Source organism: Pseudomonas sp. DF11 (assembly GCF_058148565.1).
Map to the genome: position 1 here is coordinate 185043 of NZ_JBYVYN010000003.1, position 18820 is coordinate 203862.

Here is an 18820-nt window from a genome sequence, read left to right on the forward strand (position 1 = left end):
CGCCCGTACAATGCTCCGTCACTTCTCGTCATCAGCAACCGACAACGGCCAACCATGCGCACCAGTCAATATTTGCTCGCCACACTGAAAGAAACGCCTTCCGACGCCGTCGTGATCAGCCATCAGCTGATGCTGCGCGCCGGCATGATCCGCAAACTTGCCTCGGGCCTGTACACCTGGCTGCCGATGGGTCTGCGAGTCATGCGCAAGGTGGAAGCCATCGTTCGCGAAGAGATGGACGCCGCCGGCTCCCTGGAAGTGTTGATGCCGAGCACCCAACCGGCCGAGCTGTGGCAGGAATCGGGGCGCTGGGAAGAGTACGGCCCTGAGCTGCTGCGCATCAAAGACCGTCACGGTCGCGACTTCTGTGCAGGCCCGACCCACGAAGAAGTGATCACCGACCTGATGCGCAACGAGTTGAGCAGCTACAAGCAGCTGCCGATCAACCTGTACCAGATCCAGACCAAATTCCGTGATGAGATCCGTCCACGCTTCGGCCTGATGCGCGGTCGCGAATTCATCATGAAGGACGCCTACTCGTTCCACGCCGACCTGGCTTCGCTGCAAGTCACCTACGACCGCATGCACCAGGCGTATTGCAACGTGTTCACCCGCCTGGGCCTGAAATTCCGCCCGGTTGAAGCCGACAACGGCTCCATCGGCGGTGCCGGCTCCCACGAGTTCCACGTACTGGCCGAGTCCGGCGAAGACGACATCGTCTTCAGCAATGGCTCCGATTACGCCGCCAACATCGAGAAAGCCGAAGCCGTGCCACGGGAAACCTCCCGCGCCGCGCCGACCGAAGAGCTGCGCCTGGTAGACACCCCGAACGCCAAGACCATTGCCCAGTTGGTGGAAGGCTACAACCTGCCGATCGAGCGCACCATCAAGACCCTGATCGTCCGCGCGGAAGAAGCCGGCAAGCTGATTGCCCTGATCGTCCGTGGCGACCACGAGCTGAATGAAATCAAGGCCGCCAACCAGCCAGGCGTCGCCAGCCCGCTGGTCATGGCCACCGAAGCCGAGCTGCGCGACGCCATTGGCGCCGGTGCCGGTTCCCTCGGCCCATTGAACCTGCCACTGCCGATCATCATCGACCGCTCGGTGGCGTTGATGAGCGACTTCGCCATCGGTGCCAACGTCGACGACAAGCATTATTTCGGCGTGAACTGGGAACGCGACCTGCCGGTTCCAACCGTCGCGGACCTGCGCAATGTCGTGGCCGGCGATCCGAGCCCGGACGGCAAGGGCACCCTGGAAATCAAGCGCGGCATCGAAGTCGGGCACATCTTCCAGCTGGGCAACAAGTACAGCAAGGCGATGAAGTGCGAAGTGCTGGGCGAGAACGGCAAGCCGGTCACCCTGGAAATGGGTTGCTACGGCATCGGCGTTTCCCGCGTGGTGGCCGCCGCCATCGAGCAGAACAACGACGAGAAAGGCATCATCTGGAGCGACACACTGGCGCCGTTCCAGATTGCCCTGGTACCGCTGCGCTATGAAACCGACCTGGTGCGTGAAGCCACCGACAAGCTCTACGCCGAACTGACGGCCGCCGGCTTCGAAGTGCTGCTGGACGACCGCGACAAGAAAACCAGCCCCGGCATCAAGTTCGCGGACATGGAGCTGATCGGCATCCCCCATCGGATCGTCGTCAGTGACCGTGGCCTGGCCGAAGGCAACCTGGAATACAAGAGCCGCACCGAGGCCGAGCCGCAAGCGCTGCCGGTCGCCGACGTGCTGTCGTTCCTCCAGGCCCGTATCCGCCGCTGACACCAGATAGAGACGTCATGTTCAAGCGAAACACCTTAGGCCTCGGTGGCGCCGCCCTGTGCGGCGCCCTGCTGGTCAGCGGCTGTGCCAATCAAATGTCACAACGCAGCGAGCACGAAGAGCGGGTCGAGCGTAAATTGCTCGACCACAGCCTGCAGATCGACGTGGGCGAACCCAAGGTGCTCGACCTGCCCCAGCGGCGGGTGCGAATCAACGAGCAAAAGACCTTCGAAGTCACTGAGTTCGAGGTCACGCGCCATTACGATCGCTACACGCCGTACCAACCCTGGCGGGAGATTTACGAAATCCCCTTGGGGGCCGTGGCCGTGGTGGCCGGTGTCGGCGCGAACGTGGTCAATGTGTTCGCCCTCGGCAGCCTGCCGGACACCGTGACCCGTGACTGGATCAGCTATGGTTTCGCCGGGCTCAACCCATTCATGAACGTCCCTTCCCATGGTCGTGCCCAGCAGAACCTGGCGGGCATCGACGAAGTCCAGCGCGACAAGCGCACGGAACACTCGAGCCTGCCTTGGAGCGAACGCCCGGTGGAGGTCAAGGCCGCCCGGCAGACCTTCGAGCTGAGCACCGACCGTAACGGTGTGCTGCGCTTAAACCTGCTGGAAAGCCCGTTCGCCGAACAGGACCTGAGCCAGTTCGGCAAATTGCAGATCAGCGTGACGGATGCCCAGGACGAAGTGCACACCGACTCATCCCTGAGCATCAGCAGCACCTTGCGCAGCAAGCTGCTGGAAGCCCATGCGCTGATCTACGACGACTTGGAAGATGACGAGGTGAGCCAGTGGGTTCATCGAGTCAAGCGCCTGTCGGAGCTAGGGCTGGAAGAAGAAGCCAGCGAACTGGAACAAAGCCTGATCGAACTGACACGCAATGATCCGGAGCTGCAAGCCGAATTCATGAAAGCGCTGACCAAGGATGGCGGGCGGCTGGTGGCGGATCCAGGGGCGAATTGAAATACCTCCTCCGGCAAGAGGTTGTGTGAAGGCAAGACCTGTGGGAGCAAGGCTTGCCCGCGATGGCGGTTTCAAGGATGCCATCGCGAGCAAGCTTTGCTCCCACAGGATTCCCTTGCCACAAGGACCGCGCCAAGCAGGGCACTCATCGGCAGCCTCACCGCTCAAACAGCTCCAACTGCTCGAACCCACCGCGCAAATCTTCCAACCGCACGCCTATCCCCAATAATCGCACCGGTTTGCCACCGCGGTTGAACGCCTGGGTCAACAGCAATTGGTAGCTGCCCAGGTCTCGTCCTGCCCCAGCCTGCTCCAGAGTGGTCTGGGTGAAGTCGTGGAACTTCACTTTGACGAACGGCTTGCCCGGCCGATAACTGCTGTCGATCCGCGCCATGCGCCCGTTAAGGGTTTCCATCAGTTCCGGCAGCTTGTCGAGGCAGCTCACCAGGTCGGGCAGGTCGACATCGTAGGTATTTTCCACACTGATGGACTGCCGTCGGCTGTCGTTGTGCACCAGACGCTCATCGATCCCACGGGCCAGGCTCCAGAGCCGCTCACCGAAACTGCCGAATTCGCGCACCAGCGCCAACTTGTCCCATTGACGCAATTGCAGGCAATCGACGATACCAAGCCGGTTCAGCTTATCGGCGGTAACCTTTCCAACACCGTGGAGCTTGCTGACCGGCAAGGCCGAGACGAAGTCCTCGACCTGGTCCGGGGTAATGACGAACAGCCCGTTGGGCTTTTTCCAGTCACTGGCAATCTTGGCCAGGAACTTGTTCGGCGCGACGCCTGCGGACACGGTGATGTGCAACTGGTTGGAAACGCGTCGGCGAATATCCTGGGCGATGCGGGTGGCGCTGCCACCGAAATGAGCGCTGGCGGAGACATCCAGGTAGGCCTCGTCCAACGACAGCGGCTCGATCAGGTCAGTGTAATCGCTGAAAATCGTATGAATTTCCTTCGACGCTTCCCGGTAGGCATCCATTCGTGGCTTGACGATGGTGAGGTCCGGACAGAGCTTCAACGCGTGACCAGAGGACATGGCCGAGCGCACGCCATAGGCACGCGCCTCATAATTACAGGTGGCAATCACGCCCCGCCGATCGGCCGAACCACCCACTGCCAGGGGCTTGCCGGCCAGCCGCGGGTCATCGCGCATCTCGATAGCGGCATAGAAACAGTCACAGTCGACGTGGATGATTTTACGTTGCGTCATAAAAAGAAGCGGAGTGTGCGACGAATCGGGTCACCAGTATCGCACTCGCACCTGTATATAGCACCAGTAGTTTGAAAGATCCTTCGCTCACCAGGGAAAGCGCCTACATAAATTTATTTATTCAATCGCAACGAACCATCCGATAGAGCGCCAGCCCTTGCCAGGCCTGCGTCACAGCGCTGTCACAATGTCCTTTATCAAGGCTAAGCGCTTGAAGCGGAACAGATTTTTGTGACGCCGGGGTTGACAGCAAGACGATCCTCTGTAGAATGCCGCCACACAGACGCGGGATGGAGCAGTCTGGTAGCTCGTCGGGCTCATAACCCGAAGGTCGTCGGTTCAAATCCGGCTCCCGCAACCAAACATCAAAAAAGGCTACTCGAAAGAGTGGCCTTTTTTGTGCGCGCCTGTTTTGCCACGAGGACAGTCGCTGCACACGCCAAGGCGAAAGCTGTAGGACAATTTTCTTTTGATTTCGCGCATTTACACAGATTGTCCGTTTATTTGATCCCATGTTCTTTTAACGGTTGACACTCATGCGTTCGCCTGTAGAATGCCGCCACACAGACGCGGGATGGAGCAGTCTGGTAGCTCGTCGGGCTCATAACCCGAAGGTCGTCGGTTCAAATCCGGCTCCCGCAACCAAATATCAAGAAAGGCTGCTCGAAAGAGTGGCCTTTTTTGTGTCTGTGCGAAAAAGACTTCATTACAAATGTTTTGTAATTATTTTCTGCCGCAGGGATTGGTAACTTGGCTGGATACCCCCATCCTGTCGCGCATAGCTCAAGAGGTGATTGATGCGCGCCCACTCGTCTGACCCGCAAGACTCCGCTACTGCGACACAACCGATCAAAGCCGAGCGACTGCGTTGGCTGGATCGGATCAGCCAGTACCGCCAGCCCATCGGCCTCGCCGTGACGCTGCTGCTGTTTGCGATCGCATTGATTGCCTGCCGCCACCTGCTGAGCGAGCTCGATCTGTACGCCCTGCACGACTCTATTCTGGAAGTGCCCCGGCCAGCCCTGCTCGGTGCGGTCGCCGCCACGGTAGTCGGCTTCATCATTCTCCTGGGCTACGAATGGTCCGCCAGCCGTTATGCCGGAGTGACGCTGCCACCACAAACCATGGTCCTTGGCGGATTCACCGCGTTCGCCATCGGCAATGCCATTGGCCTGTCACTGCTGTCGGGCGGCTCGGTGCGCTACCGCCTGTATGCGCGTCATGGCCTCGGGGCGTCGGATGTCGCCCACATGACGTTGTTCGCCAGCCTGTCCCTGGGCTGCGCATTGCCCCCCCTGGCTGCCTTGGCAACCCTCAGTAACTTGCCCGCCGCGTCTGCGGCGCTGCACTTGCCGGCTACCTTACTGGGGGCGATTGCCCTGGCGGTGCTGCTGCTCACCTGCGTGCTGGCCATTGGTATCTATCGTCGGCGCCTGCCGGAGCAGCCTTATCGCGACGCTCTCCTGGTCAAGGCCGGGCGCCGCACGCTGCGGATGCCGGGGCGACGCCTGACGCTCCTGCAATTGGTCATCACCGCGCTGGATGTCGCGGCCGCCGCCACCGTGTTGTATCTGTTGCTGCCCGAAGCACCGCCGTTCGGCGCTTTCCTCCTGGTGTACCTGTTGGCGCTGGCCGCCGGGGTGCTCAGCCATGTACCGGGCGGCGTCGGGGTCTTCGAAGCGATCCTGCTGGCCGCGTTTGCCGACAAACTCGGCGCCGCGCCACTGGCCGCCGCGCTGTTACTGTATCGCTTGATCTACGTGCTGCTACCGATGCTGGTGGCTTGTGTACTGCTGCTGATCAGTGAGGCGCAACGGCTGTTCCAGACGCGCCAGACCCTGCGGGCGGCGTCGGGCCTCGCGGCACCGATCCTGGCGGTGCTGGTGTTTCTCTCGGGCGTGGTACTGCTGTTTTCCGGGGTGACACCAGAAATCGACACCCGCCTGGAGCACATCGGCTTCCTGATCCCTCATCGACTGGTCGACGCTTCGCACTTCGGCGCCAGCCTGGTGGGCGTTTTGTGCCTGCTGCTTGCCCAAGGCCTGCGCCGCCGCCTCTCTGCCGCCTGGATGCTGACCACCATTCTGCTGTTGGTGGGCGCCCTGCTCTCCCTGCTCAAGGGGTTTGATTGGGAAGAAGCCACGTTGCTGACGCTGACGGCCTCCCTGCTGGCGGTATTCCGGCGTTCCTTCTATCGTCCGAGTCGCCTGACCGAGCTGCCGTTTTCCCCACTGTTCCTGATCGCCAGCCTTTGCGTGCTGGGCGCGTCGATCTGGCTGTTGCTGTTTGCTTACCAGGACGTGCCCTACAGCCATCAACTGTGGTGGCAGTTCACCCTCGACGCCGACGCCCCTCGTGGCCTGCGCTCGCTACTGGGCGCGGCAGTGCTGCTGGTGGTGGTGTCCCTGACCTGGTTGCTGCGCACCGCGCGGCCGGTGATCCATTTGCCGACCGCAGAAGAACTGGAGCGGGCCAAGACGATCCTCATGGCGTCTTCGCAACCCGACGGTGGCCTGGCCCTGACCGGTGACAAGGCATTGCTGTTTCACCCCAACGACGAAGCCTTCCTGATGTATGCCCGCCGTGGTCGCAGCCTGGTGGCGCTGTATGACCCGATCGGGCCTACCCAGCAACGGGCCGAAATGATCTGGCAGTTCCGTGACCTGTGTGACATCCACCATGCCCGCCCGGTGTTCTACCAGGTGCGTGCCGAGAACCTGCCGTACTACATGGACATCGGCCTGACAGCCATCAAGCTGGGCGAGGAAGCACGGGTCGACCTCAAGCGTTTCGATCTCGAAGCCAAGGGCAAAGAGATGAAGGACTTGCGTTACACCTGGAACCGCGGCACCCGTGACGGTCTGTCGCTGGAGATCCACGAACCGGGCCAGGCGCCGATGGATGAGCTCAAGGTCATTTCCGATGCCTGGCTGACCGGCAAGAACGTGCGCGAGAAAGGTTTTTCCCTGGGTCGTTTCAGCGATGACTACCTCAAGCACTTTCGTATCGCGGTGATTCGTTTCGAAGGCCGCCCGGTCGCATTCGCCAACCTGCTGGAGACCCACAGCCATGATCTGGCCAGCCTCGACCTGATGCGCGCCCACCCCGAAGCCCCGAAGCTGACCATGGAGTTCATGATGGTCGGTCTTATCCAACACTATAAGAATCATGACTACGCCCGTTTCAGCCTGGGCATGGTCCCACTGTCGGGCTTGCAGCCACGTCGTGGCGCGCCGCTGACCCAGCGCCTAGGCTCGATGGTGTTCCGCCGTGGCGAGCAGCTCTACAACTTCCAGGGGCTGCGCCGCTTCAAAGATAAATTCCAGCCTGACTGGGAACCTCGTTACATGGCCGTGCCCGCCGGACTCGATCCGCTGGTGGCGCTGGCCGATACTGCCGCCTTGATTGCAGGCGGCCTGACTGGACTGGTGAAACGCTGATGATGCAACGCTCCTGGCGATACGTAGTGGCCGCCCTGCTGATGCTGGCGGTGATTCTCGGCGGCGGTTACTGGTACTGGAACCGCCCCGCTCCACAACCCACCCTGGAACAACTGGCGCCCGCCGACGGCGTGCCGATGACCCGGGTCATCCCTGGCACCAAGCCACGCGCCCAGGTGCTGGTGGCGGTCAATGAAGACCAGAAACTCAGCGACACCCAATTGACGACCCTCAGCCGCAGCGGCTCGGCGCAGATCGTCCAGGTGATCCTGCCCAAGGACTGCATGCTGCAAGGCCGCGCCCTGCAAGCGGGCCTGCGGCAGCTCCAGGGGCCGGCCACGCTGGTCAGCGGCATCGGCCCTGGCGCCGTGCTGGCCTGGCGCTGGTTGGCCGAGCAGAAAGACGACAAGGCCAAGGCCGTTTCGGTGGACCTGGCCCTGGAAAAACCCGGCTGCACGCACTTGCTGCCCAAAAGCGCGGCCCATGGCCACTGGCTGGTGGCGTGGAACGATAACCCTGACGACACCAGCGCCGGTTTCGTACGGGATCAGAAAAATGCCGAAACCAGCATCAGCGACTACGACATCAACCTGCCGCAAGTGCTGAACAACGAACTGCGCAAGATTCTGGTGGGCACCGACAAAGCCAAGGGCGGCCTGAGCATCCCGGTGGTGGAAGTCCCCGCCAGCCAGGCGCGGGACACCGTAACCCTGTTCCTCTCCGGCGACGGCGGCTGGCGTGACCTGGACCGCGACGTGGCCGATGAGATGGCCAAGATCGGCTACCCGGTGGTCGGCATCGATACCCTGCGCTACTACTGGCAGCACAAGAGCCCTGAACAGAGCGCGGCCGACCTGACCGAACTGATGCAGCACTACCGTCAGATCTGGGGCACCAAGCGCTTCATCCTGACCGGCTACTCCTTCGGCGCCGACGTGTTGCCGGCCATCTACAATCGCCTGCCAGCCACCGAACAACAGCGGGTCGACGCGATCATCCTGCTGGCCTTCGCCCGCACCGGCAGCTTCGAGATCGAAGTCGAAGGCTGGCTCGGCAACGCTGGTACCGAAGCGGCCACCGGCCCGGAAATGGCCAAGCTGCCTGCCGAGAAAGTGGTGTGCATCTATGGCGGCGAAGAGGCCGACGAAAGCGGTTGCACCGACAAGACCGCCGTGGGCGAAGTCATCAAACTGCCTGGCGGCCACCACTTCGACGAAAACTACCCGGCCCTGGCCAAGCGCCTGATCGATGAGATCAACAAGCGCCAGAGCAAGCCTGCCGACCAGTGACCTGAAAGCTTAACGAGAAGCCCCTGCAGCCTTTACGGTTGCAGGGGCTTTTTTGTGGTCGTTCGATTTACACATACCCCTGTGGGAGCGAGCCTGCTCGCGATGACGGCAGCACAGTCAACATCACCGTCAACTGACCCTCAGCTATCGCGAGCAGGCTCGCTCCCACAAGGATTCATTAGCATCTTCAATTTGTATCGCCCACAAAAAAGCCCCCGCCGCCACAAGGCAACGAGGGCTTTTTGACTTGCGGGTTGCTACATCTCCACCTGCGTTCCCAATTCAATCACCCGGTTCAGCGGCAGATTGAAGAAGCGCAGATTGCCGTTGGCGTTCTTCAGCATGAAGGCGAACAACGCCTCGCGCCAGCGAGCCATGCCTTCGAGTTTCGAGGCGATGACTGTCTCGCGGCTGAGGAAGTAGGTGGTGCGCATCGGGCTGAAGTCCAGGTCATCCAGATGGCAAAGCTTGAGCGCCTGCGGGACGTCCGGCTCGTCGGTAAAGCCGAAGTGCAGGATCACCCGGAAGAACCCTTCGCCGTAGGCATCGACCTCGAAGCGCCGTTGCGGCGGCACCCGGGGGATATCTTCATAGACCACCGTCAGCAGCACGACTTGCTCATGCAGCACCTGATTGTGCAAAAGGTTGTGCAACAACGCGTGGGGCACGGCGTCCGAGCGCGCGGTCAGGAACACGGCGGTGCCTTGTACGCGATGGGGCGGTTGCACGCGAATACTGCTGATAAAGATCGGCAGCGGCAACGCGCCTTCGTCCAGGCGATCCACCAGCAATTGCTTGCCACGCTTCCAGGTGGTCATCAACACGAACAGGGCAATGCCGGCGATGACCGGGAAAGCGCCGCCCTGGATGATCTTCGGCACGTTGGCAGCGAAGTACAGACCGTCCACCAGCAGGAAACCGAACAACACCGGGACCGCCAACAGCGGCGGCCATTTCCACAACAGCAGGATCACGGCAGACACCAGGATCGTGGTCATCAGCATGGTACCGGTCACTGCCACGCCGTAGGCCGAAGCCAGCGCGCCGGAAGATTCGAAACCCAGTACCAGCAATACCACGCCGACCATCAGCGACCAGTTCACCGCACCGATGTAGATCTGACCCTGCTCGGCGCTGGAGGTGTGCTGGATGTACATGCGCGGGATGTAACCAAGCTGGATCGCCTGGCGCGTCAGGGAGAACGCGCCGGAAATCACCGCTTGCGAAGCGATCACCGTGGCCAGGGTCGACAACCCCACCAACGGCAGCAGCGCCCAGCTCGGCGCCAGCAGATAGAACGGGTTGCGCGCCGCTTCCGGATCGCCCAGCAACAACGCGCCTTGACCGAAATAATTGAGCACCAGCGCCGGCAGCACCAGGATGAACCAGGCACGGGCAATTGGTTTACGGCCGAAATGGCCCATGTCGGCGTACAGCGCTTCGGCACCGGTCAGCGCCAGCACCACCGCGCCGAGGATCGCCACGCCCATGCCCGGGTGGACGATAAAGAAACGCACGGCCCAGGCCGGGTTCACCGCGTGCAACACTTCCGGATGTTGAACGATGCCGTACACACCCAGAGCGCCGAGCACCAGGAACCAGGTCACCATGATCGGGCCAAACAGGGTGCCGATCCGTGCGGTGCCGTGGCGCTGGATCAGGAACAGCCCCACCAGCACCACCAGCGACAACGGCACCACCCAGTGATCGATGCCTTCGAACGCCAGGCCAAGGCCTTCGATCGCCGAAAGCACGGAAATGGCCGGGGTGATCATGCTGTCGCCGTAGAACAGCGCCGCGCCGATCAAGCCGCAGACCACCAGGAACGTCCGCAGTCGTGCCTTTCCCGCCGCAGCTCGCCGCGCCAGGGCGGTGAGCGCCATGATCCCGCCCTCGCCCTGGTTGTCGGCGCGCAGGACGAACATCATGTACTTGATCGACACGACCCAGATCAGCGACCAGAAAATCAGCGAGAGAATCCCCAGCACCCCATCGTGATTGACAGGCACGCCATAGGCACCGGAAAACACTTCCTTGAGGGTGTACAACGGGCTTGTGCCGATATCGCCATAAACCACTCCGACCGCCGCGACCAGCATGCTCAGCGGCTTCGCTGCCGAATGCTCGGCACCCGCCGCCTGACTACTTGCATGACCCATCCAACACTCCCGATTCCCAGACCTGTCTTCTTGAACGAAGCACTTTGTTTTGTTGAGGCAGCATGCGCTGTTTTACGTATTGTTACAGACGTTTCGTTGACTGTAGCAATCGTCGGAACGCAAAGGCGCGAAGCATAGCGCAGCACTCGTCGCATTTCCCGGTATAAAGCTGGTCAAGTGCGTCGGCCATGGATAGAATTGCGCACTTTTTGATCAGAGGCGCGCCAGGCGCCCTGTCTCGGCAAGAGACGATCCCCCTACACCGAGGTTAGACATGTCCACCACTACCGCGCCAGCCAATCCGAAGGTTGGCTTCGTATCCCTGGGTTGCCCGAAGGCTCTGGTCGACTCCGAGCGCATCCTGACCCAACTGCGCATGGAAGGCTATGACGTAGTGTCTACTTACCAGGACGCCGACGTGGTGGTGGTCAACACCTGCGGCTTCATCGATTCGGCCAAGGCCGAGTCCCTGGAAGTGATTGGCGAAGCCATCAAGGAAAACGGCAAGGTCATCGTCACCGGCTGCATGGGCGTGGAAGAAGGCAACATCCGCAACGTGCACCCGAGCGTGTTGTCCGTGACCGGTCCGCAGCAGTACGAACAAGTGGTCAACGCCGTCCATGACGTGGTGCCACCGCGCCAGGACCACAACCCGCTGATCGACCTGGTGCCGCCGCAAGGCATCAAGCTGACCCCGCGCCACTATGCCTACCTGAAGATTTCCGAAGGCTGCAACCACAGCTGCAGCTTCTGCATCATCCCCTCGATGCGCGGCAAACTGGTGAGCCGCCCGGTGGGCGATGTGCTCGACGAGGCCCAGCGCCTGGTCAAGGCCGGCGTCAAGGAACTGCTGGTGATCTCCCAGGACACCAGCGCCTACGGCGTCGATGTGAAATACCGCACCGGCTTCTGGAACGGCGCGCCGGTGAAAACCCGCATGACCGAACTGTGCGAAGCCCTCAGCACCCTCGGCGTCTGGGTCCGCCTGCATTACGTTTACCCGTACCCGCATGTCGACGAACTGATCCCGCTGATGGCCGCCGGCAAGATCCTGCCGTACCTGGACATCCCGTTCCAGCACGCCAGCCCGAAAGTCCTCAAGGCCATGAAGCGCCCGGCGTTCGAAGACAAGACTCTGGCTCGGATCAAGAACTGGCGCGAAATCTGCCCGGACCTGATCATCCGCTCGACCTTCATCGTCGGCTTCCCGGGTGAAACCGAAGAAGACTTCCAGTACCTGTTGGACTGGCTGACCGAAGCCCAGCTCGATCGCGTCGGCTGCTTCCAGTACTCGCCCGTCGAAGGCGCACCGGCCAACGACCTGGACCTGGACGTGGTCCCGGACGACGTCAAGCAGGACCGTTGGGAACGCTTCATGGCACACCAGCAAGCCATCAGCTCGGCCCGCCTGCAAATGCGCATCGGTCGTGAAATCGAAGTGCTGGTGGATGAAGTGGACGAGCAAGGCGCCGTCGGCCGCTGCTTCTTCGACGCTCCGGAAATCGACGGCAACGTCTTCATCGACAATGGCAGCAACCTCAAGCCGGGTGACAAGGTCTGGTGCAAGGTGACCGACGCCGACGAGTACGACTTGTGGGCTGAACAGATCGGCTGATCCGCACATGCCGGGTAGCTTTTGTGGCGAGGGGATTTATCCCCGCTGGGCGCCGCCCCTAAAACCTGAGCCCCCGGTGCTCCAGTTCGATGGAGTCGCCTGCTTTGGGACTGCTTCGCAGTCCAGCGGGGATAAATCCCCTCGCACAAGGTTCCTTGCGTGTATTGGCTCCTCCCGCATGAAAAATTGAAAAGCCCCGCTCTGCGACAAGATGCGGGGCTTTTTTACGGCTATCGTATGGAGAAACCCAGCACATCCAGCACAAGGAACAGGCGGACATGCGCCAGCATTCGGTCATCCATACACCGAAACCGAGCGATTATCAGGAACTGACCCAGGTCTGGGAGGCTTCGGTGCGGGCCACTCATGACTTTCTACCGGATAGCTACATCGAGCTGCTGAAAAACCTGGTGCTCACCCGTTACCTCGATGCAGTGATGCTCATCTGCACCCGCGACACTCGTCAGCGAATCACCGGTTTCGCCGGTGTTGCCGCCGGCAAGATCGAAATGCTCTTCATCGCCCCGCAACACCGTGGCCAGGGCCTGGGCAAGCAACTGCTGCACTACGCCATGGAACACCTGAACGCCGATCAATTGGACGTCAACGAACAAAACCCGCAAGCCCTGGGCTTTTACCTCAAGCAGGGTTTTGAAGTGATTGGGCGCTCGGCGCGGGACGGCATGAACCAGCCTTATCCACTGCTGCACATGCGCTACAAACAGCCGGACCTGAAGGCCCGACGCGGCTAAAAGCCACACGAGGCAAATGGACCCGCGATTAACCCGCGCCAGGCAGGTACAATGCCCACCCTCTTTTTGTTACGGCCCTGTCATGACTGACCCGATTCGTCTCTCCAAACGCCTCATCGAACTCGTCGGCTGTTCCCGTCGGGAGGCTGAGCTGTTCATCGAGGGCGGCTGGGTCACCGTGGATGGCGAAGTGATCGATGAACCGCAGTTCAAGGTCACGACCCAGAAAGTCGAACTCGACCCCGAGGCCAAGGCTACCGCGCCGGAACCGGTGACCCTGCTGCTGAACGTCCCGGCAGGCACCGATGTGGACACCGCTATGGCCTCCCTTGGACCGCAGACCCTGAGCGAAGAACATCGCTTCGGCAAGCGGCCGCTCAAGGGCCACTTCCTGCGCCTGACCGCCAGCGCCGACCTGCAGGCCAACGCCAGCGGGCTGCTGGTGTTCACCCAGGACTGGAAGATCTTGCGCAAGCTCACCGCCGATGCCGCCAAGATCGAGCAGGAATACGTGGTCGAAGTCGAAGGCGAGATGGTCGCCCATGGCCTCAATCGCCTGAACCATGGCTTGAGCTACAAGGGCAAGGAGCTGCCGGCGGTCAAGGCCAGCTGGCAGAACGAGAACCGCCTGCGCTTTGCCATGAAAAACCCGCAACCGGGTGTGATCGCACTGTTTTGCCAGGCGGTCGGCCTCAAGGTGGTCGCCATTCGCCGCATCCGCATCGGCGGCGTGTCCATCGGCAAGGTGCCGCTGGGCCAGTGGCGCTACCTGTCCGCCAAAGAGAAATTCTAATTTTCCGGCGCCCCGCCGAGCCGGGGCGCCCATTGTCGATTGATCAGGACTGCACACATGATTCACAACGACGTACTGCGCAGCGTGCGCTACATGCTCGACATCAGCGACAAGAAAGTCATCGAGATCATCAAGCTTGGCGGCCTGGAAGTCTCCCTGGCGGTACTGGCGGGCTACCTCAAGAAAGACGAGGAAGAAGGCTTCGTGTTCTGCCCTGACGAGGTCATGGCGCATTTTCTCGATGGCCTGGTGATCTTCAAGCGTGGCAAGGACGAAAGCCGTCCGCCGCAGCCGATCGAAGTGCCGGTGACCAACAACATCATCCTCAAGAAGCTGCGGGTGGCCTTCGAGCTGAAGGAAGATGATATGCACGCCATCCTCAAGGCCGCCGAATTCCCGGTGTCCAAGCCGGAGCTGAGCGCACTGTTCCGCAAATTCGGGCACACCAACTACCGCCCGTGTGGCGACCAGTTGCTGCGCAACTTCCTCAAGGGCCTGACGCTGCGCGTGCGCGGCTGATGCCAAGGGGCTGCTGATTCCTAAGCACTGCTGATGTTTGCAGAGCTTTTGTGGCGAGGGGATTTATCCCCGCTGGGCTGCGAAGCGGCCCCCAAACCAGACAACTCGGTGTACCAGGCAGATTGAGTTCACTGCTTTTAGGACTGCTGCGCAGCCCAACGGGGATAAATCCCCTCGCCACAAAACGTTCTCACCATACGAACAGTGTCAATCTTGGCCGCGCGCTATGATGCCCTTTCTACCTCGCCTCGATCCCAACCCATGACCTACACCGTCTCCCCCATCGGCTTCGTCCGCTCCTGCTTCAAGGAGAAGTTCGCCATTCCCCGCCAACCGCAACTGGCTCCGGCCGCGCGCGGTGTGCTGGAGCTGGTGGCGCCGTTCGATCAGGGTGATGCGGTGCAAGGGCTGGAGCAGGTCAGTCATGTCTGGCTGCTGTTTCTGTTTCACCAGGCCCTGGAAGACAAGCCGCGGTTGAAAGTGCGGCCGCCACGCCTGGGTGGCAACAAATCCATGGGTGTGTTCGCCACCCGCGCCACCCACCGCCCCAACGGCATCGGCCAGTCGGTGGTGAAGCTGGAACGGGTCGAAGCCGGGCGCCTGTGGATCTCGGGTATCGATTTGCTGGACGGCACGCCAGTGCTGGACATCAAGCCCTACGTGCCCTACGCCGACATCATCGACTCGGCGTCCAACGACATTGCCAGCGCCGCGCCTGAGCTGATCCCCGTGCAATGGGCGGACACCGCCCTGCTGCAGGCCCAAGATCACGCCACGCGCCTGGAAGAGCCCTTGGTAGCGCTGATTGAACAGTGCCTGGCCCAAGACCCACGCCCGGCGTACCAGATTCCTACAGCCGAGCGGGAATACGGCGCGCAGTTCTGGGACCTGGACGTTCGCTGGCATTACCCACAGCCGGGGGTGATCCGGGTGCTGGAAGTGATTCCGGCGAAATCGTAACCGCCAGAAACGAAAAAGCCCGCGCTGCCTTCTTCAGGTAGCGCGGGCTTTTTTTGGCTGTCTGGACCGAGTCACGACCATCGCGAGCAGTCTCGCTCCCACATTTGATATGCAGTGGACACGAGATTTGTGTTCACACAGGATTCATTGTGGGAGCGAGCCTGCTCGCGATGGCGATCATTCAGCCACCGCAGATGTCGAGGTTTACTTCTCTACAAACGCCCGCTCGATCAGGTAATCACCTGGCTCGCGCATACGCGGCGAAACGGTCAGGCCGAAGCTGTTGAGCACTTCGCTGGTCTCGTCGAGCATGCTTGGGCTGCCGCACAACATGGCGCGGTCGTCCTGCGGGTTGATCGGCGGCAGGCCGATGTCGCGGAACAGCTTGCCGCTGCGCATCAGGTCGGTCAGGCGACCTTCGTTCTCGAACGGTTCGCGCGTCACGGTCGGGTAGTAGATCAGCTTTTCACGCAGCGCTTCGCCGAAGAACTCGTTCTGCGGCAAGTGTTCGGTGATGAATTCGCGGTAGGCGACTTCATTGACGTAACGTACGCCGTGGCACAGGATCACCTTTTCGAAACGCTCGTAGGTTTCCGGGTCCTGGATGACGCTCATGAACGGCGCCAGGCCGGTGCCGGTGCTGAGCAGGTACAAATGCTTGCCAGGCTTGAGATCGTCCAGCACCAGGGTGCCGGTAGGCTTCTTGCTGATGATGATCTCGTCGCCTTCCTTCAGGTGCTGCAACTGGGAAGTCAGCGGACCGTCAGGCACCTTGATGCTGAAGAATTCGAGATGCTCTTCCCAGTTCGGGCTGGCAATCGAGTAAGCGCGCATGAGCGGGCGGCCGTTGGGCTGTTGCAGGCCGATCATCACGAACTGGCCGTTCTCGAAGCGCAGGCCCGGATCGCGGGTGCACTTGAAGCTGAACAGAGTGTCGTTCCAGTGATGAACACTGAGGACACGCTCGTGGTTCATGTTGCTCATGTACGGTGACTCCTGGGGAATGATGCCTGCGTCGTTAATTTGCGCAATTGCATCGCATTCTAATGGCGGCGACAATATCTGTTAAATGGATTATTAAGATAAGGGTTATCGGTTATATCGATATGCGATTTACTCTCCGTCAACTTCAAGTCTTCGTCGCCGTCGCTCAGCAAGAGAGTGTGTCCCGTGCCGCGGGCCTGCTCAATCTGTCGCAGTCGGCCGCCAGCACCTCCATTACTGAACTGGAGCGCCAATCCAGCTGCCAGTTGTTCGACCGTGCCGGCAAACGCCTGAGCCTCAATGCCCTGGGCAAACAGCTGCTGCCCCAGGCCGTGGCGTTGCTGGACCAGGCCAAGGAAATCGAAGACCTGCTCAATGGCAAGTCCGGTTTCGGCTCGCTGGCGGTCGGCGCCACGCTGACCATCGGCAATTACCTGGCGACCCTATTGATCGGCGGCTTCATGCAGCGCCATCCGGAGAGCCAGGTGAAGCTGCACGTGCAGAACACCGCCAATATCGTGCACCAGGTTGCCCATTATGAAATTGATCTGGGTCTAATCGAAGGTGACTGCAGCCATCCGGACATCGAGGTGCAGAGCTGGGTCGAGGACGAACTGGTGGTGTTCTGCGCTCCTCAACACCCGCTGGCCAAGCGCGGCCAGGCGACCATGGAGGAACTGACCCATGAGGCGTGGATCCTGCGGGAACAGGGCTCCGGCACCCGCCTGACCTTCGACCAAGCCATGCGCCACCACCGCAGCGCGCTGAACATCCGCCTGGAACTGGAACACACCGAAGCCATCAAGCGCGCCGTGGAGTCCGGCCTGGGCATTGGCTGCATCTCACGCCTGGCCTTGCGCGACGCCTTCCGCCGCGGCAGCCTCGTCGCGGTGGAAACCCCGGACATGGACCTGGCGCGGCAGTTTTATTTCATCTGGCATAAACAGAAGTACCAGACCTCGGCCATGCGTGAATTCCTCGAACTGTGCCGAGCGTTCACCGCCGGGGCCCAACGCAGCGACGAAATCGTGCTGCCGACCATTGCCTGAGCCGTTACAACAGCACCACGCCCCAGACCAACGCGATCATTGTCAGGGCGACGAGCTGGGCGGCGCTGCCCATGTCCTTGGCGTTTTTCGATAATGGGTGCAGCTCCAGGGAGATACGGTCGATGGCCGCCTCCACCGCCGAATTGAGCAGTTCCACGATCAATGCCAGCAGGCACACGGCAATCAGCAGCGCCTGCTCGACACGACTGACGTTCAGGAAGAATGACAACGGAATCAGCACGACGTTGAGCAGCACCAACTGACGGAAAGCCGCTTCGCCGACAAAAGCCGCACGCAGTCCGTCCAAGGAATAGCCGGAGGCGTTGAGGATGCGTTTCAGGCCGGTCTGGCCTTTAAAAGGTGACATAGAGTGGGCAACTGATCGAAAAGGAGTGGAGAAGCTAATTCAAACCCGGTCAAAAAAGCGTGAACCGGAACACTAGGCCTGCGGTGAAATTGACTCAAGTTGTTGCAACAGCAAGGCTGCCTGGGTCCGGGTGCGCACGTTCAGCTTACGAAAGATCGCCGTGACGTGGGCCTTGATAGTGGCCTCCGACACGTTCAGCTCATAGGCAATCTGCTTGTTCAGCAGGCCTTCGCAGACCATGGTCAACACCCGAAACTGCTGCGGTGTGAGGCTGGCCAGTCCTTCGCTGGCGGCCTTGGCTTCCTCGGACACGCTCACCGCTTCGAACGCCTGGGGCGGCCAGCAGACATCGCCGTCCAGGACCGCTTTCACAGCCTTCTGGATCATCTCCAAAGAACTGGACTTGGGGATGAATCCACTGGCACCGAACTCCCGGGCCTTGACCATCACCGAGGCTTCTTCCTGGGCCGAGACCATGACCACGGGGATCTGCGGGTATTGGCCACGCAACAGTACCAGCCCGGAAAACCCATAGGCACCGGGCATGTTCAGGTCCAGCAGCACCAGGTCCCAATCGGCCTTCGCCGTCAGTTGGACCTCCAGTTCCGCGATGCTGGCCACCTCCGTCAACCGGACAGCCGGGCCAAGGCCCAGGGTCACTGCCTGATGCAACGCGCTGCGAAAGAGCGGGTGGTCATCGGCAATCAGGATTTCGTATGTGGCCATTTTTTCAATGATCCTGTTTTTAATGGCAGGCCCGATGCATTCGCGCCTCGCCAAGACAGCTCAAGACGCCGCCATGCAGCGGCATCCACAGGGGCACGTTCAACGCCAAACATGGCGTTTCAAACATCGGCTGCACCCGGGTCGGCGCCAAGCATGCCCAGCGAAGCCGGGGTGGTCAAGCAGCACGACCGCCACTGTGTCCAGTAT

Annotated in this window: 15 protein-coding genes and 2 tRNA genes; 12 read left to right on the plus strand and 5 right to left on the minus strand. The window is 61.0% G+C overall.

Features of this window, described 5'->3' with window-relative positions; genetic code table 11:
- The first annotated feature begins 54 nt into the window (after positions 1 to 54).
- The gene (locus AC30D9_RS11220) at positions 55 to 1770 is read left to right on the plus strand and encodes a proline--tRNA ligase (protein ID WP_134923039.1); all 1716 of its coding nucleotides are present in this window, start codon (positions 55 to 57) and stop codon (positions 1768 to 1770) included.
- A 17-nt stretch (positions 1771 to 1787) separates the two neighbouring features.
- A complete protein-coding gene (locus tag AC30D9_RS11225; protein WP_490144045.1) occupies positions 1788 to 2741 on the plus strand; it encodes a hypothetical protein in 954 nt (317 codons plus the stop codon).
- 157 nt (positions 2742 to 2898) lie between these two features.
- Here AC30D9_RS11225 and dinB read toward each other — a convergent pair whose 3' ends face one another.
- Positions 2899 to 3960, minus strand: a complete 1062-nt coding sequence (dinB, locus tag AC30D9_RS11230) for a DNA polymerase IV (RefSeq protein WP_134923037.1) — start codon at positions 3958 to 3960, stop codon at positions 2899 to 2901.
- 284 nt (positions 3961 to 4244) lie between these two features.
- On the opposite strand from dinB, the gene AC30D9_RS11235 reads away from it, so the two are divergent.
- The 4 genes from AC30D9_RS11235 to AC30D9_RS11250 all read left to right on the plus strand — a co-directional run bounded on the left by AC30D9_RS11235 (position 4245) and on the right by AC30D9_RS11250 (position 8689).
- Positions 4245 to 4321 (plus strand) — tRNA-Met (locus AC30D9_RS11235).
- A gap of 207 nt (positions 4322 to 4528) precedes the next feature.
- Positions 4529 to 4605 (plus strand) — tRNA-Met (locus AC30D9_RS11240).
- A 152-nt stretch (positions 4606 to 4757) separates the two neighbouring features.
- A complete protein-coding gene (mprF, locus tag AC30D9_RS11245; RefSeq protein ID WP_490144046.1) occupies positions 4758 to 7400 on the plus strand; it encodes a bifunctional lysylphosphatidylglycerol flippase/synthetase MprF in 2643 nt (880 codons plus the stop codon).
- Positions 7400 to 8689 carry a virulence factor family protein gene (locus AC30D9_RS11250; RefSeq protein WP_134923035.1) on the plus strand — a complete coding sequence of 430 codons (1290 nt, stop codon included), beginning with the start codon at positions 7400 to 7402 and terminating at the stop codon, positions 8687 to 8689. The genes mprF and AC30D9_RS11250 overlap by 1 nt, the downstream gene beginning before the upstream one ends.
- Before the next feature lie 257 nt (positions 8690 to 8946).
- Here the strand turns inward: AC30D9_RS11250 and AC30D9_RS11255 are convergent, their stop codons facing one another.
- Positions 8947 to 10788, minus strand: coding sequence for a potassium transporter Kup (locus AC30D9_RS11255; protein WP_373459247.1), 1842 nt, complete (start codon positions 10786 to 10788; stop codon positions 8947 to 8949).
- Between the two features lie 334 nt (positions 10789 to 11122).
- On the opposite strand from AC30D9_RS11255, the gene rimO reads away from it, so the two are divergent.
- The 5 genes from rimO (at position 11123) to tsaA (ending at position 15487) form a co-directional block, all read left to right on the plus strand.
- Positions 11123 to 12463: a 30S ribosomal protein S12 methylthiotransferase RimO gene (gene rimO, locus AC30D9_RS11260; protein WP_003198379.1), complete on the plus strand. Its 1341-nt coding sequence runs from the start codon at positions 11123 to 11125 to the stop codon at positions 12461 to 12463.
- A 278-nt stretch (positions 12464 to 12741) separates the two neighbouring features.
- Entirely contained in the window at positions 12742 to 13215 is a 474-nt protein-coding gene (locus tag AC30D9_RS11265) for a GNAT family N-acetyltransferase (protein WP_490144047.1), read from the plus strand.
- 82 nt (positions 13216 to 13297) lie between these two features.
- A complete protein-coding gene (locus tag AC30D9_RS11270) occupies positions 13298 to 14008 on the plus strand; it encodes an rRNA pseudouridine synthase (protein ID WP_109755675.1) in 711 nt (236 codons plus the stop codon).
- Positions 14009 to 14065: 57 nt separating this feature from the next.
- On the plus strand, positions 14066 to 14527 hold the full coding sequence (locus AC30D9_RS11275; RefSeq protein WP_490144048.1) for a YehS family protein: 462 nt from the start codon (positions 14066 to 14068) through the stop codon (positions 14525 to 14527).
- A gap of 261 nt (positions 14528 to 14788) precedes the next feature.
- Positions 14789 to 15487, plus strand: coding sequence for a tRNA (N6-threonylcarbamoyladenosine(37)-N6)-methyltransferase TrmO (tsaA, locus tag AC30D9_RS11280; RefSeq protein WP_212801954.1), 699 nt, complete (start codon positions 14789 to 14791; stop codon positions 15485 to 15487).
- Between the two features lie 204 nt (positions 15488 to 15691).
- Here the strand turns inward: tsaA and fpr are convergent, their stop codons facing one another.
- Positions 15692 to 16471 (minus strand): ferredoxin-NADP reductase, encoded by a 780-nt coding sequence (gene fpr, locus AC30D9_RS11285; protein WP_003198368.1) that lies wholly within the window; start codon positions 16469 to 16471, stop codon positions 15692 to 15694.
- Between the two features lie 122 nt (positions 16472 to 16593).
- On the opposite strand from fpr, the gene AC30D9_RS11290 reads away from it, so the two are divergent.
- The gene (locus tag AC30D9_RS11290; protein WP_167659300.1) at positions 16594 to 17520 is read left to right on the plus strand and encodes a LysR family transcriptional regulator; all 927 of its coding nucleotides are present in this window, start codon (positions 16594 to 16596) and stop codon (positions 17518 to 17520) included.
- A gap of 4 nt (positions 17521 to 17524) precedes the next feature.
- Here AC30D9_RS11290 and AC30D9_RS11295 read toward each other — a convergent pair whose 3' ends face one another.
- Both AC30D9_RS11295 and erdR read right to left on the minus strand, forming a co-directional pair.
- On the minus strand, positions 17525 to 17887 hold the full coding sequence (locus AC30D9_RS11295) for a diacylglycerol kinase (protein ID WP_063322710.1): 363 nt from the start codon (positions 17885 to 17887) through the stop codon (positions 17525 to 17527).
- 72 nt (positions 17888 to 17959) lie between these two features.
- Positions 17960 to 18613: a response regulator transcription factor ErdR gene (gene erdR / locus AC30D9_RS11300; protein ID WP_003198362.1), complete on the minus strand. Its 654-nt coding sequence runs from the start codon at positions 18611 to 18613 to the stop codon at positions 17960 to 17962.
- Positions 18614 to 18820 lie beyond the last annotated feature (207 nt).